The following is a 21,837-nucleotide window of genomic DNA, read 5'->3' as shown; positions in this document are numbered from 1 at the left end:
ATTTATGTCCAGAAAATCAGCAGTTATCTCTGGAGCGTAGATTCAGCCCCTAAAGTTACCTTAATTTGATGTTCCCCATCGGAACGCAGCAAGGTTAAAGTAACTTGGTCACCTGGTTTATACCAACGTACATACCCGGTTAAAGCTGTTCCAGAACTAATATCGTGCTTGTCAATCTTGGTAATCAAATCGCCACTCTTTAGTCCAGCCTTGTCGGCAGCCGAACCAGGAACCACTTGCTCTACAGCTGCTCCTACTTGAGATTCCCCAGCTACTTTTGCTATTCCGGTCTTAATAGTTACCCCTAACACGGCGTGGGTAACTTTCCCGGTCTTAAGGATTTGATCTGCCACGTTTTTAACCAGATTCACCGGAATGGCGAACCCGATACCAATCGAACCGGATTGACCGGAACTATTCGAGCCCAAAGAAGCAATTGAGGAAGTAATCCCGATTACTTGACCAGATGCGTTAAATAACGGACCACCTGAGTTACCAGGATTGATGGCCGCATCCACCTGAATAGCGTTAGTTACAACTTGTTGGCCACTTCCCGAGCGCTCATTTAGTCCCGGAATCTCAATCCCGGAGCGTTTCTCCCCTGAAGATTGAGTAACCGCCACCGGTCTGTCTAGGGCAGAAATAATGCCGGTAGTTACCGTGTTTTCTAGTCCTAGCGGAGAACCAATCGCGGCTACTGGTTGTGCTACCCGCAAATCAGTGGAACTACCTAGTGAAGCCATCTCTAGCGTCTTTGGAGGGTTAGTGAATTTTAGAACCGCCAGGTCAGTAGAAGCATCTGCCCCCACCACTTGCGCATCATAAATTTTGCCGTTATGTAAGGTGATTTGCACTTTGCTATTTCCAGTAATCGCCGCTGCCACTACGTGATAGTTGGTGATTACGTGTCCCGCTTGATCAAAAATAACCCCGGAGCCGGTTTCCCCTGAGCTCCCAGAAGCTACCTGAATAGCCACAACGGACGGCTGGACAGTTTTTGCTACCGTTTCCCAATCAGTGGCTTTACCACTGGCCTGTACCACTGGTGCTTGAGTGGCGATTTTACTCTGGGAAGTTCCCAAAGAGGTGGTGTTATCGGCGTTCATATAAGCTACTAATCCCCAGCAAGCCAGCGAGGCGGTAACTGCAATCGCAATAGTTGCCAGCCAACCAGGTCCGCGTTTGCTCTTTTCCTTACTCTTTTCCGGCATCGGGGAGGGTTCCCAAGTTCCCTGCCCACTTTGAGGGAACTGTCCTGCCACCGAAGCGGGCTGGTAAGGAGTTTGATTATAAAAACTGCCCTCAAAGGTGGTGTGGGCGCTTTCATAAGGGGAGGAGGGCGGGAATTGATTTTCGGAAACAGAGGGCGCTTGCGCCTCTCGCCCAAAGCCATTGTTCAAGAAGTTATTTGTTTCGGGCTCTGCGGACATTTCATAGGACGCTATGTGAGCACCCTGGTGGCTGTCGCTTTCCTTAGGAGTGGCGTAAGGATAAGCAGCGGTTCTGTTATCTTCTACCGGCAAACCGGTAGAACCTGGCTGGACACTGGTGATTCTCCCCTGTAGCTCAGGCATAGCTGCCGGGGAATCCTCCTGGTCACCTAGGGTGCTAGCAGCAGTATTACTTGTTGGTATCGAAGTATTTACTGCCGACACATTAGGGTGGTCGCTTTGAGTGTCACTTTGAGTTTCACCTGGCCAACCAGCACTTTGCCAGTCATCCATTTCCCAGTTATCAATCGGCTGATTCGGGTCTTGAGGCCAGTTCGAATTATTTTTATTGGTCATCAGTTTCAATCTCCTATTCTCGCTATGCCCCAATAGTGACACTAAGAACTGTCTTATATCTGGATGATTTCTGGAAGTTATCTGGATGGCTAAAATCGCTCATAGATTCTATAAAACAAGCTAACTTTAGCGACAGTGTCTTAGTGCGGTTTACGTTTACTGCGATTGACTTTCTTGGACTGTTTCTTAGTTGCGCTCTCGATAGTAGGCTCTGTTTTACCCTGAGCGGTGCGAAGTCGCGGGTTCTCTAGGTGTCCATCCTGGAGGTGCTCGCGATACCACTTTGGAGCCAGAGTTAAGCCGCGAGAAGGGGAATAACCCAGGAGACGGTAGTATTCACGCAGCCAAGCCGGTCGTAGCCTCTCAGGATAGTAGAGATTAGTCAATCCCCAAACCATTCCTATTAACCCCACAATCGCGCCAAACAAACATAAAGTAACAAACAGGTAGCTCCAGGGTTTACCGAATGCATAAGCCGGAAGTATAGCGCCAATCATCAAGAAAAAAAGACCCAGGGCAGGTAAAAACACTAACACCCAACGTTCATCAATTATTAGAATCCCAGAACGAGAAATATCTTTCCTTTTCTTTGGAACCCAAAAACGCGCCCTCGCGCTGCCGTGCCGAATCCAGACCGAACCCGCCAGTAAAACCATGCCCATAACTAAAGCAACAATATGATTCATGAAAACTAGCCTAACCTGTTTTTCTTGTACCTAACATGAGCGCCAAAACGGCAAATCAAAAAGTCCCTAATCAGTTAAACACCTAAAAAACACCGAGCAGAGAATCAACCCGCACGTTCAAAATCTACGCCCCATCGCCCTCCCGGAAAACCTACAAAACTGCGGAAAGCACCGCGATAACCAAGAGCTATAAGTATTGACGCGCCAAATCCACCGTATGAGATCCATAAGAGCCACCAAAAAGATTCGCATGAACCGCGAGCATATGGATTTGATGCAGATTAATCCGTTCCTGCCAGCCGGAAGCTAGGGGAGAAACCTGGTTATAGCCCCGGTAGATTTCCTCCAGATAAGGCTGCCCAAAAACCCCAAGCGCAGCCAAATCCGACTCCGCGTGACCACCAGAAGGAGCCGGGTCAATTAGCACCCCCACCACCTCGGGAAGAGGTAAATTCCGGTTATCTCCCCGTCCCGCCAAAGACGGAAAACGCTTTAAAGCCCTAGAGGGAGCCCAAATAATATTCCCAGTCCACAGGTCACCATGAATACGTGAAGCTCGAGACATCACCAGCTCCGGTTCGGGAACGTCAAAAACCCCGTCGCGCAAACGTTGCGCCAGCTTTTCTAAAACCGCAGCCCCCGCCCTATCAATAGAGCCATTAGCAAGGGCAGGTGGCAGATTCGGCATAATCCGGTGAACCGCGAAAAACTCTCCCCAGCTTCGCCCATCGTCCTCGTAAATCAAATCCAAACTGGAACGTCCCATAAAACCAGGACCTGAATAGCCTAGAGGCGGCTGACCATACCAATCCGCCCCGCCCGCATGAGTAAACGCCAAAGCAGCCCCAAATGAACGCGCCGCCTGGGGAGTAATCGCCGCCTGCGGAATCAGCTCAGTATCAAGGTATCCGCGCCCAGAATCCGCAACCAGCACCACGTGCGCCCCGCCGCGACACATCGGCTCAGCCAGCCACTTTACCCCCAGCTCCTCCAATTCCAAAGCTTCCGGGTGGCGGTTATCGACTTTATGGTAAACCTGGTCAGTCATATTCCCATTCTGCCAGCCAGCAAAGATGTGGGCTAACTCGCCAGATTTGGCAGGAAATACGCCCGGCAGTCTAGGCTTAAAGCATGACTCCAGAAGAACTAAGCGCCCTAATCCGCGAGATTCTAGGAAATCTGAGCGAAGAAATCGGCTTAACCACAGATACCATTCCTGCCACCGTAAAAGTGGAACGACCCCGCTCGCGAGGAAATGGTGATTGGTCCACCAATATCGCCATGCAATTAGCCAAAAAAGCCGGGATAGCGCCGCGCGACCTCGCCACCAAAATTACCTCCCAACTCGACCAGGTTGAAGGAATCACCAAAACCGAGGTAGCCGGTCCGGGATTCGTAAACATATGGCTAGAAGCAGGAGCGGCGGGCGCACTGGTAGGCACAATCCTGCAAGCCGGGAAAACCTATGGTCACAGTCGAGATTTGAGCGGAAAACATGTCAATGTGGAATATGTTTCCGCCAACCCCACCGGTCCCATCCATCTAGGCGGAGGACGCTGGGCGGCAGTCGGCGACACCCTCTGCCGGATTTTGGCAGCCTGCGGGGCAGAAGTTACTCGCGAATACTATTTCAACGACCACGGAGCACAGATTAGCCGTTTCACTAAATCATTAGTGGCGCGCTGGCAAGGAACAGAAGTGCCCGAAGATGGATACGGCGGACAATATGTCCTCGACATAGCTAACAGGGTTGCCGAGCAAGCCAAAAAAGAAGGCATAGAACTGGAAAACCGCACCCAGACCCAAGTGGAAGAATACTTCCGCGAGGTGGGCACCGGTCTGATGTTCCAGGAAATTAAAGACTGCCTACACAGCTTCCGAGCCGATTTTGATGTTTTCTTCCACGAGGACGAGCTGCACACTTCCGGGGCAGTAAACGCCGCAATAGAAGAGCTGCGTTCGCGCGGAGTAATCTATGAGCAAGATGGCGCCACCTGGCTAAAGTCCACAAAATATGGTGACGACAAAGACCGCGTTATTTTGAAATCTGATGGCGACCCCGCCTATTTTGCAGCCGATATTGCCTACTATCGGGATAAACAGCGCCGGGGAGCCACCGAAGAAATCTTGATTCTAGGAGCCGACCATCATGGCTATATCGACCGTATGTACGCCATGTGTGCCGCATTCGGGGGACAGCCAGGAGAAAGCCTAGAAATAATTATCGGGCAGATGGTGAATCTGAAAGAAAACGGCGTAGAAGTAAAAATGTCCAAACGTGCCGGCACAGTAATCACCCTAGATGACCTGGTAGACGCGGTAGGAGTGGACGCGGCTCGCTATTCGCTGGTGCGAGTATCAATGGATTCCACCGTAGATATAGATTTAGATTTACTGCGTTCACATTCAAATGAGAACCCGGTCTACTATGTGCAATCCGCCCACGCTCGCACCTGTTCAGTAGGGCGCAACGCAGACGAAGCAGGAGTGTTAGCTGACGGTAAATATGATGCTTCAACGCTTTCTAGCCCTGCCGATAACGAACTATTAGGCATCTTGGCACAATACCCGGCAGAACTTAAACTGGCGGCTAACGAACGCGAACCTCACCGGATTCCCAGATATCTAGAGAAATTGGCAGCCGACTATCACACTTGGTACAACCAGTGCCGAGTAATACCCCGCTCTGACGAAAAGATAACCGCCGCTCACGTGGCGCGCCGACACTTGAATGAGGCCGTGCGGCAAGTGTTGGCAAATGGTTTAGAGCTTTGCGGCGTGGTAGCTCCCGAGCGTATGTAGCGGAAAGATAAAGGCATGGGGACAGTACCAACTACTAAAACTGCACGTGAGGAAGCTATTCGCGAAATTCTCAGCCAGCATGAGATTTCCAGTCAGTCACAGCTGCTAAGTCACCTAGCTGAACGAGGAATCCCTACCACCCAAGCCACCCTGTCGCGCGATCTACTAGCTTTACGTGCCACAAAAGTGCGCGCTAGCAGTGGGAAAACTATCTATATGCTGCCCGAACCCTATCCGGTGCGAGTGCGGAGAGGACAAGAAGATCCCGGTAATGAAAAGCTGGCTAAATGGTGTCAAGACCTGCTGGTATCGTCTGCAGTGGTACATAACCAGGTAGTGCTGCGCACCCCGGCGGCGGGCGCGCAACTGCTCGCGGGCGCAATCGATATGGCGTGGTTTGATGCCGTGCTCGGCTGCATTGCAGGTGACGATACTATTTTGGTTATTTGCAAAACCGATGAGGACGCCCAGTCCTTAAATGAGCTGTTTATGCAGTTCGTTACTGATTAGGTTGCGTGGAGTTGCCGAAATTTACCGCGCTGGGGCAGATTTTGCCTCGCGCCCCGAAATCCGGAAAATACTCTGGTATTTTCACGGATTTAACGCCTTAAGACTTACAGAATTTTAGATTTCTTACCAGGTATCCGATTCTACGGAATCTTGCTGGCTAGGGTGTCTACCCTTCGGCATAAATCTGCCCCTGCGCTTTCCGTTACCGCTGCGGGGCTGGCTTGGTAAAAGCACTCCGGGGGCCTCGTGACCGGCTTCACCGGTTGGAGGGATTGTTGGAATCGGTTGGAATGAGGACGTATCCGGTTTGCAGGTGATGATTTAGTGTTCGTCCCTCTCGTATCTTTTACCGGTCGCGCCTCTTTTGGTGACGTTTTCGCCCTCCCGGTGCGGTTGCGCCCTCCCGAGATGGGAATTGTGGTCGATATTGGGTTGTTTTGCCGGTATTGGGAGGGTGATTTTGTCTCGGGAGGGTGAAACGGCGCGTATGCCTGAAATCAGGAGGGTGGGAATGTTGCACTTGGGGTCACGGTTGCCTGGTTGCGTGTCTGAAAACTGTGGGTGCGGGGGAAAGTTTGTCCTCCTGCCCAAGTAATTTGGAAAACGTGGCGGCGTTTTCCAAATTCTTATGCCCACCGCACCTACTCGGATCAAACTTTCCCCCGCACTTCTGTCATTACTTTCGCATATTTACCCGCCGTGCCCCGAAATCCGTGAAAAGTGCTTTGCATTTTCACGGATTTAACGCCCTAAGATTTACTGAAATTTAGATTTATTACCAGGTATCCGATTTTAGGGAATCTTGGTGGCTAGGGTGTCTACCCCGCGGCATGAAACTGCTCCCCACATCTGCCTGGACGAAACTTTTCCCCGCCCTTCTTGTCAGTGCTTCCGCTTCTCTCGCCTACCGCGCCCTTTTTTGGTGACGTTTTGACCCTCCCGGTGCAGTTGCGCCCTCCCGAGAGGGGAATTGTGGTCGTTATTGGGGTGTTTTGCCGGTATTGGGAGGGTGCTTTTGTCTGTGGAGCGTGATAATGCTCCTCAGCTGGGTGTGCTTGCCTGGTTACGTGTCTGGAAGTTGCAGGTGCAGGGGAAAGCTTGTCCTCCTGCCCAAGAATTTTTGAAAACGTGGCGGCGTTTTCCGAATTCTTATGCCCACCGCACCTACTCGAATCAAACTTTCCCCCTGCTTTTCCTGTCATTACTCCCACATATTTAGCGCCCGCACCCCTTGTATTTTGAAATCTTGTCCTTCGGCATATAACTATTCCCCGCATCCATATGTTTTGTGCTCTAGAAATCGAGTGTGTGAATCACATTAAATAAGCTGTCGCTAATTTGGAGGGCTTATTGGCTCTGTCTTAAACTAGGGTAGTTGCTAAGGCAACGGCAAATGCGCTCGTGGCTCAACGGATAGAGCATCTGACTACGGATCAGAAGGTTGCAGGTTCGAATCCTGTCGAGCGCGCCAAACCCCGTCCTCGTTGCAATCCAGCGGTGACGGGGTTTTCCCAATTCTCCGTTTGAAGCATAGTAGGTTAGTTCCGGGCTGTGTTGATACGGTTAGCGTCGTTGTTAAAGGCTTGTCACCGGATTTGGCCTATTCCTTATAGGGGTGTTTGTCTGACGCTCGCTGTTCGCCGGTCTCTAGCTCGCCCTTAACTGGTTTAAGTCGCTTAGGTCAATGGCAGTGAGCTGTTCTTAACAATTTCGGGTTAAAACCCGAGAATTTGTTGCATCACCCAAGGTCGCTAGGGGATACTTGCGTAAGTAAATACAAAAGTCTTTATTGGTTGAAAATATTGCGTCGAACAGCAGTGGGGAATTATGAGGGATTATTCTGTTCCATTCCGTGGAAAACTCGCGCAGAGCCTATCTAAACTATTGGCTTTAGCCTTAGCAACCGCCTTAACGCTCACCATTGCGGGTTCGGTGGCTGTCTCCCGTGCTTATGCCGCAGACGCTTTAGGAGAGCAACAGGTTCAGCAAGTGGTAGATCAGGTTCTCGCTGACCTCCAGAAAGTTGGTTTTCGCGATAAAGCCATCAGGGACAAACTTGCAAAGACCCGTTTTACATTGGCTGAAAAGCTTGGTAAAAAGACAGAGATTTGGAAGGACAATAAAGATAAGTACCCTACCCTTAACGATGTCCCGGATGAGGTAGTACTCCAGGCGCTCCAAGAAGAGTACTTACTCGCTTCCGATATGGAGGGCGCATTCAACCAAATCAAAAAGGATTTGCCAACAATCCTCCCGCTAATGATAAAAGCAGATTCCCAGGTAGCTGCTGCGGGGAAGAATAAAGACGTCACCTACTATGTAAACGCGATTAAAAACGATACTGCTGGTTTCCTGATTGGCGCTGCCTATCTGCAACGTAACTATGGTTTCAACATAAAAGAGGGCGCTACGGTTGCTCGCCAGCTGATGACGCAAAATAATGCTTTCGGGAAAGAATACGCTCCCCTGGATATAGTCAAAGCTATTGGGCAGCAGAGCGCCGACCAGCGCAAAATGTTGTCTACTCCTAAACTGTTTAAAGATGTTTTAGGTGGGAAGATAGCTGACCAAACCGATTTAGGGACTTTCCTAAATGACCAGGTAGCCAAGACCGGTAAAAACCCTGCTGATTGGTTTTGGAAAACCTCTAAAGCAGTAATTTATGAAAAGAAGTCGAAAGAAAACCCAACTGCTCCCTATCGGGTATTCGACAAGCTCAAGGGGGAACCCAACGGTCAGGCAGAGCTACTTGCCCTATTGAACGTGTCAGAAAACTCTCTGTATGTGGCTTCGACAGTGGAGTCCATCATGTACGGTCTGACCGACACCTATGTAAATCGAGCACTCAAAGATGCTAATCCAGATGCCTATAGGAAAGAACTAGAGGCTTTTGACAACAAGGTTGAATACGCCGCTGAACGTCAAGCCGACTATTTGGATTTTTGGTATCGCCTAGCAAAAGAGGATAAACAACGCGCACAACTTGTGGGTAACCGCCGCGTATGGGACAACCAGCAGATTAAGAATCCGAATGAGACTTCTGCTGCAAAACGGTGGTCGCCTAAACAGGGTGCTGGGGTTGCCAGCGGAGTTAAAGAGTTTATGACCCCGTTAGGCTACTATTTTACTTTCACGCAGGCAGATGGAGTGGCCGACATTAATAGCGGGCAGATTCACTACTGGTTAGCCAATGGTCTAGATGATCGCGGGCTGACCACCTATGCTCACGAACACACGCACCAAATGGCGAATCAAGTTCATTTTGCCGGATATGGTCAGCGCTCCGGGGCGAGTGCCGAACTGATTACTCGGGGTGTGTTCGAGCCTTGGCATCAGAACGATCCCACTGATAAAGGGGCAAACTTCGACCTCAACCAGATTTTTGATCGCAGCGATCAAAACCCTTACGGCAATAAAACCCCTGATCGTTTCCAGACAGCCGATGATTTGAAAACCTATTACGGCAACCAGATGGATTTAATCTATACCCTGGATTATTTAGAAGCTGAGGTAGCTTTATCCAAAGACGATGCCACCAAAGCAAAGCTATTCAATAAAGCCACCTTGTCCGGCAAAGATGAAAAGAAAGATGAAAAGTTTGAAAATATCAGTGTCGATGAGGCTAAGAATCTTAAAACAATCAATGACCTGGTAGATATGAATGCGGTTGCCTATCGACTCATGGTTGATGGGAAGAAAGTAACCGGTACCGCTAAATATAACGGCTACTATGCGATTCCCCTGTTTACCCCGATTTATGGAGCACCCCATAATCCTAACGGTATGAGCGGAGATATCCACACTAAGCGCCTAAGCTGGGAAATGCTTTCGGCATACGGCTACTACGAGGGTATGGTTCCCTACCTGTCTAATCAGCTAAAACCAGACAACGTTGCGCAAAATACTCAGTTTAGCGACGACGTGATTATTTCAAAGGTGAGTGGCGGTAAATACCGCACTATGGCGGATTTCAAAAAAGCTCAATATGCCGAGCGGATCGCTAAGAAAGATAACCTAAAACCAATCACTATTGATTGGGAGGGAAAGACCCAGCAGATCACCACCTACGCTCAACTTAAAGAGCTGATGGATGCTGCTGTGGAGGACGACCTTAAAAATAATCGTCTGCAGCCATCTGGCTGGTACAACAAACTGCCCACGCAAACAAAGGTGGAACGGTTAAAGAGCACAATTTTCTTAGCGTATAAAACTAACACCAATCAGTTTGCTACCAACATCTATAAAGACGCACCCAAGACCTACACGGTCAGTTACCGCTTTAACGATTTCGACGCCCTCCCCGAGGACGTGAAAAAGCTGCTACCAACCCCGCAATCCGATATTGCTGCTGGTAGCACAGTGACCCTGTCCCAACCCGGGAAGAAGCAGGTGGTGACCGATAAGGGGATTTATGACTTCAAGGGCTGGGAACCTAAGACAATCACGAATATAGCTAAAGACGAAACCGTCACGGGTACCTGGACTTTTACTGCCTATGTGATCCCGAAAGCCCCCAGCAGTGTAGATGACGACTTTGCTCAGGGCGGGAATGAATATATCGGCAGCTACACCTTACCTGAGGTAGAGGGCGTTGAATACCTGGTTGACGGGAAAGTAGTGACCGGAACAGTAAATGTCAGTCCCAATCAGGCTGATGTAAATGCTCCGGTGACGGTTATCGTAACCGCCAGGGCAAAGGATGGTTATAGCCTTAAACCCTCCGCTACGTCCTCGTGGGAATTTAAGTTTACCCGCGTGAGTGACAAAGACCGGTACCACCCGTTCGCTGACCCGATTTCCCTAACCGTGGGAGATGCTCTTCCGCAGCTTAAAGACGTGGTTAAATTCCCGGATACTCCCGGTCAGATGCCTACCGATTTAGATAAAGTGAAGTTCGCTTGGAAAGCGCCGACACCTAGCACGGACAAAGTCGGTAATATCAGGGGAACCATCACTGTTACTTATGCAGATGGCAGCAGTGAAGAAATCACCGTGGATATTAGCGTTAATGCTAAACCCTTGACCAAGGTAAAGATTCCGCAGACCCCTGAGGTGAACGATCCTTGCAATAAATGGATGGCTAATGGGAAAACAGAGCCGAATGCAACTTGGATTAAACCAAACGATACCCAGCAGGTCACTTGGGAAATCAACCAAGCAAAAGAGCTGATAGCTAAGACTAAAGACGGCTATGTTTTCGAAAATAACACTAGCGCCCACAACTTTGGGGTAGCGAAGGACTCGGGCGACTTCTGCTGGGAAGATTTGGGTCCAGCTGAGACTGTTCCCGATAAAGATGTCTATACTCCACAAGCCGATCCAATCACGGTTAAAAAAGGTGAGAAACTGCCGGAACTAAGTAAGGTAATTACGTTTAAAGGGCAGGCTCCAACCGATTTAACTAAAGTCAAGTTTGCGTGGAAAGGGAATGCGCCCAGTACCGAGGAAGCAGGAGAGCTTTCGGCAGTGGTCACCGTTACTTATGAAGATGGCAGCAGTGAAGAAATTACGGTGAAAGTGATAGTAAAGGCTGACGAGCAACCAGGTACCGATCCGACTGAACCTGGTACGAAACCAGGTGGAGATATGCCTGGAACCACCCCTAACCCTGGTACCGGTAAACCGGAAACTAAACCTGCGGGTGAGGGTGCTTCCTCGCCTAAACCGGGTCAGAGCGCTCCGGCAACGGCAGGGAAGAAACCGGCATTATCTAATACCGGTTCTGTGGGTCTGGCCGCGTTAGCGCTTCTCGCTTCCCTCAGCACCGCTGGCGCGTTCCTGCTTAGCCGTAGACGCAAATCTGTGCACAGGCGGTAAGCAGCCGCGCTGCGCTTCAGGATTGGGGAGTTTATTCCTTAGGTGAAAGGTGAATTCCCCAATCCGAGTGGTCTTGGGTGGGGTCTAGGGTGTCCAGGTAGTCAATAACTTGCTTTTTCGCGTCAGCTAGTTTTTCAACCTGAGTGTATTGGTCAGGTGCTATTTCTAATTCCCAACCGTTCTCCCATGGAGTTGCCTTAACGGAGATTTTCATTTTTATTCCTTTCTATTGCTTTAAGAGCGCTCCTTGTCTCTCCCGGCGATAGTTGTTTGGTTCTGACGATTACCGATTTTGGGCTGATGCCCGATTTTATCTGACCTTTCGTCCAGACCTCGTAATCTTCCTTGCCTGGTCGCGATTCAGCGGTGACGCGGTTTTCCAATTCCTAAGATTTATCACAATTCTGATTTGGTATATAAAAATACCATAAATAGTACAGTAAACCTCTTGTTCATTTATTTATTTATGCTTAGAATAGTTTAGAGAAAGGGGTGAATACAGATGACTACCAACACCGTTAACGTCAATTTCAAACTTAAGGCAGACGATAAACGTCTGATGGAAAGCGCCTGCCGGGAACTCGGGCTTTCAATGAGTGCAGCGTTCACGATTTTTGCAAAAAAAGTTGGTCGTGAGCGCCGGATACCGTTTGAGGTTTCGGCTGACCCCTTTTACTCTGAAGAGAATCTTTCCCGCCTCAAGAAAGCGATTGACGAGGTCGAAGCAGGTAGAAAGCAGCTTGTTCCGCACGATCTGATAGAAGAATAAAATCATGCAAATCGTGTGGAGCGAGGAAGGCTGGGAGGATTACCTCACCTGGCAGACTCGCGACAAAAAGACATTACGTCGGATAAATCGGCTTATCACGGATATTAAGCGTAACGGATACGACTCCATCGGAAAGCCGGAACCGCTTAAGGGTGATTTATCGGGTTACTGGAGTGTCCGCATTGATGACAAAAATAGAATCGTATTCAGAATCAAGAACTCTCAACTCGAAATTTGGCAGTGCGGCTCTCATTATCGCGATAAATAAGATTCTTGGAGTGAGGAAATCAGCATGCAACAGGACAGAGAATCTGAGTTCATTCCCACAGAGACTTCACCGGCCTCGATTGACGAACTGATGAACGAGTTTGAACTCTCTGACGCTGAAATTGAACAGCGCGCTCAGGAATATGAAACAGAGAATTGGAGCCTGGGTCATGAGCGTATATATGCTGGCTCCCAAGGTAGGTGGCGAATATTTCATGCTATGACCCCTCCTACCAAAGCCTTTCTTAAAGAACTAGGGATGTAAGGAACAATGATGAGCGCTTTTGCTGCCATAGACGGACAAATAATAACCGATGAGAAGCTAAATGATTGGGAGCGGGGTTACGCACAAGGAACATTTCCGGAAGGCGAAAGAAATCTGAGTCAGGTCATCCACGGCTCTCCCCGCTCTTTAAGCAGCGAGGGGAGTGAAACTCTATCGGTAAAAATTCCGGTAGCCATGAAAAGAGCGTTGATTGCGACAGCAAGAGAGCAGCAACTCACTACCAGTGAACTGGTTCGCATTACGCTTGCCAAATCACTTGCCCGAGCATAATGCTCATCCCTGCCGCGAATAATGTTACTTGTTAAAAATCTCGGATAAACCAATTTTTACGGCTTCATCGGCGCTGAGGGATTGTTCGGCTACCTGACGCACTAGGTCGCGGGTTCTAGGGTCAGTCACCGGCATATCGGCAAGATTCATCGCAGCGTCAGCGAATGCTATCGCAGCTTCTGCCGGGGTAGGGTAGTTCGCGACCTCAGCGTACGGGGTCAGCTGATCTTCCTGACCGTGTTCCGGATGGGGTTCTTGGTCTTGTGGAGGCATATTTTCTGGTACCTAAATCTCTGACCAGGGCGTTGGTGGTTTGCATCTATCACTTGGTTGGGCTCACTGACTCTCTTTTCATAATCCGATTCTTAGTACGTTCAACCAATTCGTCAGCGTTTATAGTTTCCTTAATATATTCGTTGGCATCATCGATGAAATCAGAGGATACTGCCTGGCCTTCGAGCTCGGCAGAATGGATGGCTCTGGTAACGTTTCTGCGTCTGGTTAGCTGCATGACTTATCCCCATTTCCCGATGGATACTGCCGAACTAATTATAGTGCCTACCAGGGGTTACTGTTAGTTTTATGCGTATTTACTCTTGGTATGAGGACGGAAAAGGCTAATCCCCGCGCAACACCCTAACGGACTTAGCTGAAGTGGGATAGGGGGCGAGACGATTAGCATGGCTTTGCCGACGATTTGGTCTTCGGAGACGGTGTCGATGGCTTTAGTGCGGGAATCTGGCGATTGCCGATAGCGCCGGCAACCAGCAGTTTGCGTCTTTCAAAAATCTGCCAGACGGTTCCAAAGTGGTGTTTACTTATATTTCCGGACGCGAATATCGCTACCAGCTAGCGACCGTGGAAACAGTGCCTAGCAAAAAGCAATCCGCTATTTCCCGGCATCGGGAAAGATGGGACGCAGCAATCTTTACCCCCAACTTTTCTCGCCGCGGGCTCTTTTATAAACGCGGCAACGAGCCGGAAGTCTGTGGGTGAGGAAACTTACAGCATAAATAGGGGAGCTAACTTTCATTTACCTGCGATTCTAAACTAAACTAAGAGAGTTGCATTCCGCCCTGGAATGCCGCGGCAGAGACCTGTGCGCTGCAAAAGCAGAGCATTTTGAGTCTGCCACTTTCGCGGTTACCTGGGGAGCCGGCATAGCCGGGCAACAGGAAGAAACAACCTAAGGGGTGTGTTGCATCCCGATTTTAGGAGAACACGATGATTCAACAAGAGTCGCGACTAAAGGTCGCTGACAACACGGGTGCAAAGGAACTACTTTGTATTCGCGTGTTGGGCGGCTCCGGGCGGCGTTTTGCAGGTATCGGTGACACCATTGTTGCCACTGTTAAAGACGCTATCCCCGGCGGCAATGTCAAGAAAGGCGAAGTTGTTAAAGCGGTAATCGTGCGCACTCGTAAAGAGCGTCGCCGCCAGGATGGTTCCTACATCCGCTTTGATGAAAACGCCGCAGTTATTATCCAGCCCAGTGGTGAACCGCGCGGAACCCGTATTTTCGGGCCGATCGGGCGTGAACTTCGCGACAAGAAGTTCATGCGCATTATCTCGCTGGCTCCGGAGGTGCTGTAATGGGAGCGAAAATTAAGAAGGGCGATCTGGTAGAGGTTATTGCTGGCCGTACCAGTGACGAGAAAAAACTAGCTAAGCGCAACGAGCGCCGCGCTGAAAAAGGTTTGCCCGCCCTCAAACCAGGGGATAAAGGCAAGCAGGGGCGGGTACTTGAGGTATACCGTTCCAGTGACCGCGTACTGGTCGAGGGGGTTAATATCCGCACTCACCACACTCGCGCAGGTCAGAACCAGCAGGGACAGGCAACCGGCGGTATCGAATACCGGGAAGCTCCGATTCACATCTCTAATGTGGCGCTAGTTGATCCCAAGACCAAGAAGCCTACCCGGGTTGGCTTCCGTGAGGAACAGGCAGAACGCGGAGGACGGCTGCGTACCGTTCGGGTACGTTACGCGAAGCGTTCTGGGGAGGACATCTAATGGCTGAAGAAAAGACTCTAGTTCCGCGCCTAAAAGTGCGTTACCAGGAAGAAATCCGTAATTCTTTGAAAGACAAGTTTGAATACGAAAACGTGAACCAGATTCCAGGTCTGGCAAAAGTTGTCGTAAACATGGGTGTAGGCGATGCCTCCCATGACTCCAAACTAATGGAGGGCGCGATTCGCGACCTGACCGCGATTACCGGACAAAAACCGGTTGTCACTAAGGCACGTAAATCTATCGCCCAGTTCAAGCTGCGTGCCGGTCAGCCAATCGGCGCTCACGTTACTATTCGTGGCGATCGGATGTGGGAGTTCGTAGACCGTTTGGTTTCTACCGCGCTGCCGCGTATCCGTGACTTTAGGGGGCTAAGCCCCAAACAGTTTGATGGTCACGGTAACTACACTTTCGGCTTGACCGAACAGGCCATGTTCCACGAGATTGATCAGGACTCGATTGATCGTGTACGTGGTATGGATATCACTGTGGTTACCACTGCTAACAGTGATGAAGAAGGTCGAGCACTGCTAAAGTTACTAGGCTTCCCGTTTAAGGAGGAACGTTAATGGCGAAAACGGCGCTGAAGAATAAAGCGAATCGTAAGCCGAAGTTCAAAGTACGCGGATACACACGGTGCAACCGCTGCGGACGCCCCCATTCGGTGTATCGCAAGTTTGGACTTTGCCGTGTTTGCCTGCGTGAGCTCGCTCTGCGGGGCGAACTGCCGGGCGTAACTAAGAGCAGTTGGTAAAAACTACTACGTTGCAGGTCTGAAACAGAAACCGCAGCGAGGAAGGGTTAGAACCCCAAAATGACAATGACAGATCCCATCGCAGATATGCTTACACGTCTGCGTAACGCCAATGCGGCGCATTTGGACACTGTGTCTATGCCTTCATCAAAAATGAAGGCGGGAATCGCAAAGATTCTAGAAAATGAGGGCTATATAGCCAAGAGTGAAGTCACCGATGCCCGTGTGGGCAAGACTCTCACTTTGACCCTGAAATACGGAAGCAAGCGCGAACGGGCAATCACCGGTTGCAAGCGGGTTTCCAAGCCGGGTCTGCGTAAATACGCAAAATCCACTCAGTTGCCGAAGGTCATGGGAGGCCTTGGGGTGGCAATTTTGTCCACCTCCTCTGGCCTTATGACTGACCGTCAGGCACAAGACAAAGGCGTAGGCGGGGAAGTTCTCGCCTACATCTGGTAAGGGAGGGAACTAGGAATGTCACGTATTGGCAAGACTCCGATTTCCCTACCGGCAGGTGTGGAAGTAAAAATCGATGGCTTGAATGTTTCAGTTAAAGGACCTAAAGGTCAGCTGGAACGTACTTTTACCGGTGCGCTCACCATTCGTGAAGAGGACGGTAAAATCCTGGTTGATCGGGTAGAAGAAACTCGCCAGGCTCGCTCTTTGCACGGTCTTACCCGCTCTTTGATTTCCAACATGATTGAGGGCGTAACTAACGGTTTCACCAAAGAAATGGAAATCGTGGGGACCGGTTACCGCGTATTGACTCGCGGTAGCGATATTGAGCTGCAGCTAGGGTTCTCGCACCCGGTACCGTTTAAAGCTCCCGAAGGAATCGAATTTAAGGTGAATAGCGCCTTGTCGTTCACTATTTCCGGCATTAGCAAGGAACTAGTTGGCGAGACCGCCGCGAAGATCCGTAAGATTCGTCCTCCGGAACCCTATAAGGGCAAAGGTATTCGTTACAAGGGCGAATTCGTTCGTCGCAAGGCCGGAAAGGCGGGTAAGTAAATGTCATATACCCCTAAAGGTAAAGGCAAATTCGTCGCTCGCAAGCGCCGCCATATTCGGGTTCGTAAACGCGTATATGGTACGGAGCAGCGCCCTCGTCTGGTGGTTACTCGGTCTAACCGCCACATGGTTGCTCAGGTTGTCAATGACGATTTGGGGCACACCTTGGTTTCAGCTTCCACTCTGGAAGCGGAGCAGCGAGGCGAAAAGATGAAGAAAGTAGATGCGGCTCGCCTGGTAGGTGAACGTATCGCCAAGCGTGCCCTAGAGGCAGGCATCACGGCTGTCGTGTTTGATCGCGGTGGCAACAAGTATCATGGTCGCGTCGCCGCGGTGGCTGAAGGTGCCCGCGATGGCGGTCTGAAGCTGTAGAGGAGAGGGAAAATAATGGCTGAAGAAAATAAAAACGCCGATTCCCGGGAATCCCGTGGCAAAGGCCGCGAAGACCGGGGGCGTAAGGGCCGCCGCGACAATCGTCGTGAGCAGGAAAAGAATCAGTATTTAGAGCGCGTAGTTACCATTAACCGTGTTTCTAAAGTAGTTAAGGGCGGACGTCGTTTCGCTTTCACCGCTCTGGTAGTAGTCGGTGACGGTGAAGGTATGGTCGGTGTCGGATACGGCAAGGCTAAAGAGGTTCCCCAGGCTATTTCTAAGGGCGTGGAGGACGCGAAGAAGAACTTCTTCCAGGTACCGATGATTGGGCGCACTATTACCCACGTGGTACAGGGTGAGAAAGCTGCTGGCGTGGTTTTGCTTCGTCCTGCTTCTCCCGGTACCGGGGTAATCGCCGGTGGTCCGGTACGTGCAATCATGGAATGCGCGGGCGTTCATGATGTGCTAACCAAGTCTTTGGGTAGCGCTAACGCTTTGAACATCGTGCAGGCTACGGTCGCAGCGCTGAAGATGTTGCAGCGTCCGGAAGAGGTTGCGGCTCGCCGTGGACTTCCGGTTGAACGGGTTGTTCCCGAGGCAATGCTCCGTGCCCAAGCTGAGGCTCGCGCCGAGAAAGCTGAAAAGGCTAAAAAGGACGAGGCGGAGAAAGCCGCTGACGGGGTAGCTGAAGAGGTGAATGCCTGATGAGTAAGCTGAAAATCACCCAGGTTAAAGGTTTGGTGAATACCAACCAGAATCAGCGTCGCGTTATGCAATCGCTGGGTCTGCGCAAGATTCGTCACAGTGTGGAACATCAGGATAATCCGGCTATTCGTGGTCAGATTCGCAAAGTTGCCCACTTGGTGCAGGTAGAGGAGATTGGTTAATGGCTGAAGATACTAAGGTAACCGAGGCAGAGGAAACCACTAAAGAGGGCGTGATTCGGCTTCACGATTTGCGTCCAGCTCCCGGGGCTAATAAGCGTCGTAAGCGCGTGGGTCGCGGTGAAGGTTCGCAGGGTAAGACTGCGGGGCGCGGTACTAAAGGTACAGGCGCTCGCAAGAATGTGCATCCTCGCTTCGAGGGCGGGCAGATGCCTTTGCATATGCGCCTACCGAAGCTCCGTGGATTCAAGAACCCCTTCGCTACTGTCTATCAGGTAGTGAACCTGGATCGTCTACAAGATATCTTCCCTGAAGGGGGAACAGTCACGGTTGATGATTTGGTTTCCAAAGGAGCGGTTCGCAAGAACTCTTTGGTAAAGGTTCTAGGTACTGGGGAAATCTCGGTGAAACTGGAACTGATTGTAGACGCTTGGTCTGCTTCCGCTAAAGAAAAGATTGAAGCTGCCGGCGGTTCGCTGAGCAAGCGCGAGCAAGACTAATTGTTCTAATCTGCTCTTTGAGCTGTAGCTTTAAGAGTTTAGCTTAAGCTAAATCTGTTTAGATTAATAGTTTCGGGCGGGGAGGAAATCTCCCCGCCCGAAACTATTTTTCTGGGGTGATGCTCAATTTGGAGTTGTAAACCCATTTCTTACTTTTCTTTCTGCTTTGCCTATTTTGTGAGCATTTAATTTATCTTTCGACCAGCAAGTGCCCGGCATAGGGGATATTGCAGTGATTTATGACTCGCTTTTATCAAGGATTGACACCTGGTAGCTGTCGGCGTTTATACTCGAAACATATTTGTTACTAAATCGTTATATGTCGTTGGCGCTAACAAACGGCGACATGACCCTCAGGAGATATAGTGCGTAAAACCTGGTTGATGGCACCAATCGTGGTTATGGCAGCTTTGGGATTAGTAGCTGCCGATTCTGTTCATCCTTCGGCTGGCGCTAACCGTACCAGTGTGAATGTTTCTCAACTAGCCAGCAATATGTTGCAGGAAAATCTCTACAACCAGGCTGTTTCTGTTGATGAAGATGTTAAGCTCCCTTCCAGTAAGGTAAACGCTAGTTCCGCGCGAGCTTCCAGCACCCTTCTTAGCGACAGTTCGGATACTGCCTTGCCCCAAGCTCAGACCCCCAACTGTGTTCCCCCTAGCGGTGATCCCCGGGTACAGGCCTGGCCGCGCCAAGTACGCACTATGATTTCCCAGCGTTTTGGGGTTACCAATATCGGTGGTTTTCGCCCCGGAGATTCTCGCGATCACGGTAAAGGTCTCGCTCTTGACGTGATGGTTCCCGTTTCAAGCGCTTTGGGAGACACCATTGCCAACTGGGCAATTAGTAACAGCCAAGATTTGAATGTGAAATATGTAATCTGGAAGCAAAAAATCTGGATGCCTGGACGCAGCTGGCAGGGGATGGAAAACCGGGGCTCTGTCACTGCTAATCACTTTGATCACGTACATATTAGCTTCAACGCTGGCTCTGGTCGTTGTCTCTAGCTTGGGTTTTAGGCTCTAGCGTCAGTTTTTATACCAATCACCTACGCTGGTACTTAACCTTGCACCTGCCCTTAAAAATCTAAGACAGTATTCCCTCAAAAACTTACGACCCTCGAATCTTATTCCAGGCATTAAGCTTTGCATGTGCTATTAGAGGGCAAAATTGTGTAGGCTACTAAGGGTTAAAGAATCTTCTTTTATATGCCCTTAAAAGACATAGTGCTGGAGGCAGTTTGCTTAGCGTATTCGTACAGGCGTTCAAAACGCCCGATCTTAGGAAAAAGCTCCTGTTCACCTTGGCGATTATGGCGCTGTATCGGGTTGGTTCCCATATTCCCTCACCGGGAGTGAACTATCCGAACCTACAGGCCTGCCTGAAAAATAATGAACAGAATGGTCTACTCGACTTGGTGAACCTGTTCTCTGGGGGAGCGCTACTGTCTCTGTCCGTATTCGCCATGGGGATTATGCCCTATATTACGGCCTCAATTATTATCCAGCTGATGCGAGTGGTTATTCCCCGCTTCGAGGATCTTCACCGCGAGGGTCAAGCCGGAAAAGCTAAAATGACCCAGTACACCCGCTACCTGACCATCGGATTGGGGGTGCTGCAATCGGTAACCATCATCTACATGGCTCGTTCCGGGCAGTTGCTACAGGGATGCTCTCCCTCTAAACCCATCATTCCTGACGAATCAGCGATTAACTATCTGATAATGATGGTAACCATGACTGCTGGTACCGGTCTGATCATGTGGCTGGCAGAGCTAATCACTGAAAATGGTATCGGTAACGGTATGTCCTTGCTGATTTTCACCGGCATTGTGGCAAATATGCCCGCCCACCTGCAATCCATTGGGGCTTCCGGCGGAGTTTGGAAAGTCCTAGTTATTCTTGCCCTGGTTGCCCTGATTACCCTGGCAATCGTGTTCGTGGAACAGGCTCAACGCCGCATCCCCGTGCAGTACGCTAAACGAATGGTGGGTCGGCGGATGGTCGGCGGTTCTACCACCTATATCCCCATGAAAATCAATATGTCGGGGGTTATCCCGGTAATTTTCGCTGCTTCGCTGCTCGCTATGCCGCAAATGATTTCCCGCTTCGGTAAACCCGATGCCGGTTGGGTTAGATGGATAAACGACAATTTCCAGCACGACTCCCTGCTGTATCTGATTTGCTACGCGCTGTTGGTATTGGGATTCGCATTTTTCTACACTCAAATCACCTTCAACCCCGAGGAAATCGCCGACAATATGAAGAAGTACGGTGGCTTTATCCCCGGTATTCGGGCTGGGGCTCCCACTGCCGACTATTTGCACTACGTGATTAGTCGGATTACCAGTGCCGGTGCTCTTTACCTGGTGATAGTCGCTATGGTTCCGATTGTGGCGTTGATTCCGCTTAAAGTCACCCAGTTGCCTTTCGGGGGAACCACGCTGTTGATTATGGTGGGCGTAGGTCTACAGACGGTACAGCAGATTGATGCTCAGTTGCAGCAGCATCACTATGAAGGATTCCTCAAATGATTAAGCGTCTAGTTATTCTGGGTGCTCCGGGTGCTGGTAAAGGTACTCAAGCGCGTAGGATTTGCGAACTGCTAGATATTCCCACTTTCTCCACGGGGGCGATGCTGCGTGCCCAGATGCAGGAAGGTACAGAGCTAGGTATTAAAGCAAAAGAGCTAATCAACCGGGGGGAGCTAGTCCCGGATTCAATAATCAGCTCTCTGGTGGAATCTGAGCTGAAATCGGAGCGTTTTAGCCGAGGCTTCCTAGCTGATGGGTATCCGCGAAATCTGGAACAGGCTCATTTTATGGACAGCGTTCTTAAGGATTTAGATACGCAGCTAGATGCGGTTATCAACCTGGATGTAGATTTAGAGGACGTTGTCGGCAGGTTACTCAAGCGCGCCGAGATTGAACACCGCTCTGACGATACCGAACCGGTGATTCGCCGCCGCCTGCAGGTTTATCATGAACAAACCGAGCCGCTAGTGCGTTACTACCGCGAGGCAAAGTTGCTGATAAATATTGACGGAAACGGCTCTATCGACCAGGTTTGGGATTGCATCAAATCCAAGCTTAGCTAGAGATGCGTTAAGGACAG

Annotated in this window: 28 protein-coding genes and 1 tRNA gene; 23 read left to right on the top strand and 6 right to left on the bottom strand. The window is 50.2% G+C overall.

Annotated elements, in window-relative coordinates:
- Positions 1-23: 23 nt before the first annotated feature.
- From QZT94_RS07165 to QZT94_RS07155, 3 genes are all read right to left on the bottom strand, one after another.
- Complete coding sequence (locus tag QZT94_RS07165; protein WP_296761704.1) at positions 24-1,787, bottom strand: trypsin-like peptidase domain-containing protein; 1,764 nt, start codon at positions 1,785-1,787, stop codon at positions 24-26.
- A 140-nt stretch (positions 1,788-1,927) separates the two neighbouring features.
- Positions 1,928-2,473: a hypothetical protein gene (locus tag QZT94_RS07160; RefSeq protein ID WP_270626547.1), complete on the bottom strand. Its 546-nt coding sequence runs from the start codon at positions 2,471-2,473 to the stop codon at positions 1,928-1,930.
- A 187-nt stretch (positions 2,474-2,660) separates the two neighbouring features.
- Positions 2,661-3,521: a fructosamine kinase family protein gene (locus QZT94_RS07155; RefSeq protein ID WP_296773322.1), complete on the bottom strand. Its 861-nt coding sequence runs from the start codon at positions 3,519-3,521 to the stop codon at positions 2,661-2,663.
- A gap of 83 nt (positions 3,522-3,604) precedes the next feature.
- On the opposite strand from QZT94_RS07155, the gene argS reads away from it, so the two are divergent.
- The 5 genes from argS to QZT94_RS07130 all read left to right on the top strand — a co-directional run bounded on the left by argS (position 3,605) and on the right by QZT94_RS07130 (position 11,602).
- Positions 3,605-5,275: an arginine--tRNA ligase gene (gene argS / locus QZT94_RS07150; protein WP_296773321.1), complete on the top strand. Its 1,671-nt coding sequence runs from the start codon at positions 3,605-3,607 to the stop codon at positions 5,273-5,275.
- Between the two features lie 15 nt (positions 5,276-5,290).
- On the top strand, positions 5,291-5,785 hold the full coding sequence (locus QZT94_RS07145) for a hypothetical protein (RefSeq protein ID WP_296761697.1): 495 nt from the start codon (positions 5,291-5,293) through the stop codon (positions 5,783-5,785).
- A 324-nt stretch (positions 5,786-6,109) separates the two neighbouring features.
- Positions 6,110-6,262, top strand: coding sequence for a hypothetical protein (locus tag QZT94_RS07140; RefSeq protein ID WP_296761695.1), 153 nt, complete (start codon positions 6,110-6,112; stop codon positions 6,260-6,262).
- A gap of 918 nt (positions 6,263-7,180) precedes the next feature.
- Positions 7,181-7,256: transfer RNA gene (locus QZT94_RS07135), tRNA-Arg, on the top strand.
- A gap of 356 nt (positions 7,257-7,612) precedes the next feature.
- Positions 7,613-11,602 carry a ZmpA/ZmpB/ZmpC family metallo-endopeptidase gene (locus QZT94_RS07130; protein ID WP_296760855.1) on the top strand — a complete coding sequence of 1,330 codons (3,990 nt, stop codon included), beginning with the start codon at positions 7,613-7,615 and terminating at the stop codon, positions 11,600-11,602.
- A 31-nt stretch (positions 11,603-11,633) separates the two neighbouring features.
- Here the strand turns inward: QZT94_RS07130 and QZT94_RS07125 are convergent, their stop codons facing one another.
- Positions 11,634-11,816, bottom strand: a complete 183-nt coding sequence (locus tag QZT94_RS07125) for a hypothetical protein (protein ID WP_296760853.1) — start codon at positions 11,814-11,816, stop codon at positions 11,634-11,636.
- Positions 11,817-12,104: 288 nt separating this feature from the next.
- Between QZT94_RS07125 and QZT94_RS07120 the strand changes: the two genes are divergently transcribed.
- The 4 genes from QZT94_RS07120 to QZT94_RS07105 are packed head-to-tail and all read left to right on the top strand — an operon-like array spanning position 12,105 to position 13,194.
- The gene (locus QZT94_RS07120; protein ID WP_024059767.1) at positions 12,105-12,371 is read left to right on the top strand and encodes a type II toxin-antitoxin system RelB/DinJ family antitoxin; all 267 of its coding nucleotides are present in this window, start codon (positions 12,105-12,107) and stop codon (positions 12,369-12,371) included.
- A 4-nt stretch (positions 12,372-12,375) separates the two neighbouring features.
- A complete protein-coding gene (locus QZT94_RS07115) occupies positions 12,376-12,639 on the top strand; it encodes a Txe/YoeB family addiction module toxin (RefSeq protein WP_296760851.1) in 264 nt (87 codons plus the stop codon).
- Positions 12,640-12,663: 24 nt separating this feature from the next.
- Positions 12,664-12,903, top strand: a complete 240-nt coding sequence (locus QZT94_RS07110) for a hypothetical protein (RefSeq protein WP_270626555.1) — start codon at positions 12,664-12,666, stop codon at positions 12,901-12,903.
- Positions 12,904-12,909: 6 nt separating this feature from the next.
- Positions 12,910-13,194: a hypothetical protein gene (locus tag QZT94_RS07105; protein ID WP_270626557.1), complete on the top strand. Its 285-nt coding sequence runs from the start codon at positions 12,910-12,912 to the stop codon at positions 13,192-13,194.
- A gap of 24 nt (positions 13,195-13,218) precedes the next feature.
- Here the strand turns inward: QZT94_RS07105 and QZT94_RS07100 are convergent, their stop codons facing one another.
- Both QZT94_RS07100 and QZT94_RS07095 read right to left on the bottom strand, forming a co-directional pair.
- A complete protein-coding gene (locus QZT94_RS07100) occupies positions 13,219-13,467 on the bottom strand; it encodes a hypothetical protein (protein ID WP_296760849.1) in 249 nt (82 codons plus the stop codon).
- Between the two features lie 49 nt (positions 13,468-13,516).
- A complete protein-coding gene (locus QZT94_RS07095) occupies positions 13,517-13,705 on the bottom strand; it encodes a hypothetical protein (RefSeq protein ID WP_270626560.1) in 189 nt (62 codons plus the stop codon).
- A 299-nt stretch (positions 13,706-14,004) separates the two neighbouring features.
- Here QZT94_RS07095 and QZT94_RS07090 point away from each other — a divergent pair, with 299 nt between their 5' ends.
- From QZT94_RS07090 to QZT94_RS07025, 14 genes are all read left to right on the top strand, one after another.
- Positions 14,005-14,190 (top strand): hypothetical protein, encoded by a 186-nt coding sequence (locus tag QZT94_RS07090; protein ID WP_296773320.1) that lies wholly within the window; start codon positions 14,005-14,007, stop codon positions 14,188-14,190.
- Between the two features lie 228 nt (positions 14,191-14,418).
- Complete coding sequence (rplN, locus tag QZT94_RS07085; protein ID WP_024059755.1) at positions 14,419-14,787, top strand: 50S ribosomal protein L14; 369 nt, start codon at positions 14,419-14,421, stop codon at positions 14,785-14,787.
- Positions 14,787-15,206 (top strand): 50S ribosomal protein L24, encoded by a 420-nt coding sequence (gene rplX / locus QZT94_RS07080; RefSeq protein WP_072510307.1) that lies wholly within the window; start codon positions 14,787-14,789, stop codon positions 15,204-15,206. The genes rplN and rplX overlap by 1 nt, the downstream gene beginning before the upstream one ends.
- Positions 15,206-15,772: a 50S ribosomal protein L5 gene (rplE, locus tag QZT94_RS07075; RefSeq protein WP_072510306.1), complete on the top strand. Its 567-nt coding sequence runs from the start codon at positions 15,206-15,208 to the stop codon at positions 15,770-15,772. The genes rplX and rplE overlap by 1 nt, the downstream gene beginning before the upstream one ends.
- Positions 15,772-15,957, top strand: a complete 186-nt coding sequence (locus tag QZT94_RS07070) for a type Z 30S ribosomal protein S14 (RefSeq protein WP_072510305.1) — start codon at positions 15,772-15,774, stop codon at positions 15,955-15,957. Before rplE ends, QZT94_RS07070 begins: the two co-directional genes overlap by 1 nt.
- Before the next feature lie 60 nt (positions 15,958-16,017).
- Entirely contained in the window at positions 16,018-16,416 is a 399-nt protein-coding gene (rpsH, locus tag QZT94_RS07065; protein WP_270626566.1) for a 30S ribosomal protein S8, read from the top strand.
- 15 nt (positions 16,417-16,431) lie between these two features.
- On the top strand, positions 16,432-16,968 hold the full coding sequence (rplF, locus tag QZT94_RS07060; RefSeq protein WP_072510303.1) for a 50S ribosomal protein L6: 537 nt from the start codon (positions 16,432-16,434) through the stop codon (positions 16,966-16,968).
- Positions 16,969-17,340, top strand: a complete 372-nt coding sequence (gene rplR / locus QZT94_RS07055; RefSeq protein WP_072510302.1) for a 50S ribosomal protein L18 — start codon at positions 16,969-16,971, stop codon at positions 17,338-17,340.
- A gap of 15 nt (positions 17,341-17,355) precedes the next feature.
- Positions 17,356-18,045 (top strand): 30S ribosomal protein S5, encoded by a 690-nt coding sequence (gene rpsE, locus QZT94_RS07050; protein WP_270626570.1) that lies wholly within the window; start codon positions 17,356-17,358, stop codon positions 18,043-18,045.
- Entirely contained in the window at positions 18,045-18,227 is a 183-nt protein-coding gene (gene rpmD / locus QZT94_RS07045; protein WP_072510300.1) for a 50S ribosomal protein L30, read from the top strand. The genes rpsE and rpmD overlap by 1 nt, the downstream gene beginning before the upstream one ends.
- A complete protein-coding gene (gene rplO, locus QZT94_RS07040) occupies positions 18,227-18,724 on the top strand; it encodes a 50S ribosomal protein L15 (protein WP_296760846.1) in 498 nt (165 codons plus the stop codon). Before rpmD ends, rplO begins: the two co-directional genes overlap by 1 nt.
- Before the next feature lie 365 nt (positions 18,725-19,089).
- Positions 19,090-19,731, top strand: coding sequence for a hypothetical protein (locus tag QZT94_RS07035; protein ID WP_296760845.1), 642 nt, complete (start codon positions 19,090-19,092; stop codon positions 19,729-19,731).
- A 233-nt stretch (positions 19,732-19,964) separates the two neighbouring features.
- Positions 19,965-21,257, top strand: a complete 1,293-nt coding sequence (gene secY / locus QZT94_RS07030) for a preprotein translocase subunit SecY (protein ID WP_072510297.1) — start codon at positions 19,965-19,967, stop codon at positions 21,255-21,257.
- Positions 21,257-21,820: an adenylate kinase gene (locus QZT94_RS07025; RefSeq protein ID WP_270626632.1), complete on the top strand. Its 564-nt coding sequence runs from the start codon at positions 21,257-21,259 to the stop codon at positions 21,818-21,820. The genes secY and QZT94_RS07025 overlap by 1 nt, the downstream gene beginning before the upstream one ends.
- The last annotated feature ends 17 nt before the right edge of the window (positions 21,821-21,837 follow it).

This window comes from Varibaculum sp. (genome assembly GCF_008661855.1).
Classification (GTDB): domain Bacteria; phylum Actinomycetota; class Actinomycetes; order Actinomycetales; family Actinomycetaceae; genus Varibaculum; species Varibaculum timonense_A.
The sequence above is the reverse complement of the archived record's forward strand: the minus strand, read 5'-3'. Positions and strand labels throughout refer to the sequence as shown.

Excerpts from the sequence above, each read along its gene's own strand:
- rplX (WP_072510307.1), top strand. The coding sequence starts at position 14,787 with ATGGGAGCGAAAATTAAGAAGGGCGATCTGGTAGAGGTTATTGCTGGC.
- QZT94_RS07125 (WP_296760853.1), bottom strand. The coding sequence starts at position 11,816 with ATGAAAATCTCCGTTAAGGCAACTCCATGGGAGAACGGTTGGGAATTA.
- argS (WP_296773321.1), top strand. The coding sequence starts at position 3,605 with ATGACTCCAGAAGAACTAAGCGCCCTAATCCGCGAGATTCTAGGAAAT.
- QZT94_RS07100 (WP_296760849.1), bottom strand. The coding sequence starts at position 13,467 with ATGCCTCCACAAGACCAAGAACCCCATCCGGAACACGGTCAGGAAGAT.
- QZT94_RS07070 (WP_072510305.1), top strand. The coding sequence starts at position 15,772 with ATGGCGAAAACGGCGCTGAAGAATAAAGCGAATCGTAAGCCGAAGTTC.
- rplO (WP_296760846.1), top strand. The coding sequence starts at position 18,227 with ATGGCTGAAGATACTAAGGTAACCGAGGCAGAGGAAACCACTAAAGAG.
- rplE (WP_072510306.1), top strand. The coding sequence starts at position 15,206 with ATGGCTGAAGAAAAGACTCTAGTTCCGCGCCTAAAAGTGCGTTACCAG.
- rpsE (WP_270626570.1), top strand. The coding sequence starts at position 17,356 with ATGGCTGAAGAAAATAAAAACGCCGATTCCCGGGAATCCCGTGGCAAA.
- rpsH (WP_270626566.1), top strand. The coding sequence starts at position 16,018 with ATGACAATGACAGATCCCATCGCAGATATGCTTACACGTCTGCGTAAC.
- QZT94_RS07155 (WP_296773322.1), bottom strand. The coding sequence starts at position 3,521 with ATGACTGACCAGGTTTACCATAAAGTCGATAACCGCCACCCGGAAGCT.
- rplN (WP_024059755.1), top strand. The coding sequence starts at position 14,419 with ATGATTCAACAAGAGTCGCGACTAAAGGTCGCTGACAACACGGGTGCA.
- QZT94_RS07110 (WP_270626555.1), top strand. The coding sequence starts at position 12,664 with ATGCAACAGGACAGAGAATCTGAGTTCATTCCCACAGAGACTTCACCG.
- rpmD (WP_072510300.1), top strand. The coding sequence starts at position 18,045 with ATGAGTAAGCTGAAAATCACCCAGGTTAAAGGTTTGGTGAATACCAAC.
- QZT94_RS07115 (WP_296760851.1), top strand. The coding sequence starts at position 12,376 with ATGCAAATCGTGTGGAGCGAGGAAGGCTGGGAGGATTACCTCACCTGG.
- QZT94_RS07105 (WP_270626557.1), top strand. The coding sequence starts at position 12,910 with ATGATGAGCGCTTTTGCTGCCATAGACGGACAAATAATAACCGATGAG.
- QZT94_RS07120 (WP_024059767.1), top strand. The coding sequence starts at position 12,105 with ATGACTACCAACACCGTTAACGTCAATTTCAAACTTAAGGCAGACGAT.
- rplF (WP_072510303.1), top strand. The coding sequence starts at position 16,432 with ATGTCACGTATTGGCAAGACTCCGATTTCCCTACCGGCAGGTGTGGAA.
- QZT94_RS07095 (WP_270626560.1), bottom strand. The coding sequence starts at position 13,705 with ATGCAGCTAACCAGACGCAGAAACGTTACCAGAGCCATCCATTCTGCC.
- QZT94_RS07165 (WP_296761704.1), bottom strand. The coding sequence starts at position 1,787 with ATGACCAATAAAAATAATTCGAACTGGCCTCAAGACCCGAATCAGCCG.
- QZT94_RS07130 (WP_296760855.1), top strand. The coding sequence starts at position 7,613 with ATGAGGGATTATTCTGTTCCATTCCGTGGAAAACTCGCGCAGAGCCTA.
- rplR (WP_072510302.1), top strand. The coding sequence starts at position 16,969 with ATGTCATATACCCCTAAAGGTAAAGGCAAATTCGTCGCTCGCAAGCGC.
- QZT94_RS07145 (WP_296761697.1), top strand. The coding sequence starts at position 5,291 with ATGGGGACAGTACCAACTACTAAAACTGCACGTGAGGAAGCTATTCGC.
- QZT94_RS07160 (WP_270626547.1), bottom strand. The coding sequence starts at position 2,473 with ATGAATCATATTGTTGCTTTAGTTATGGGCATGGTTTTACTGGCGGGT.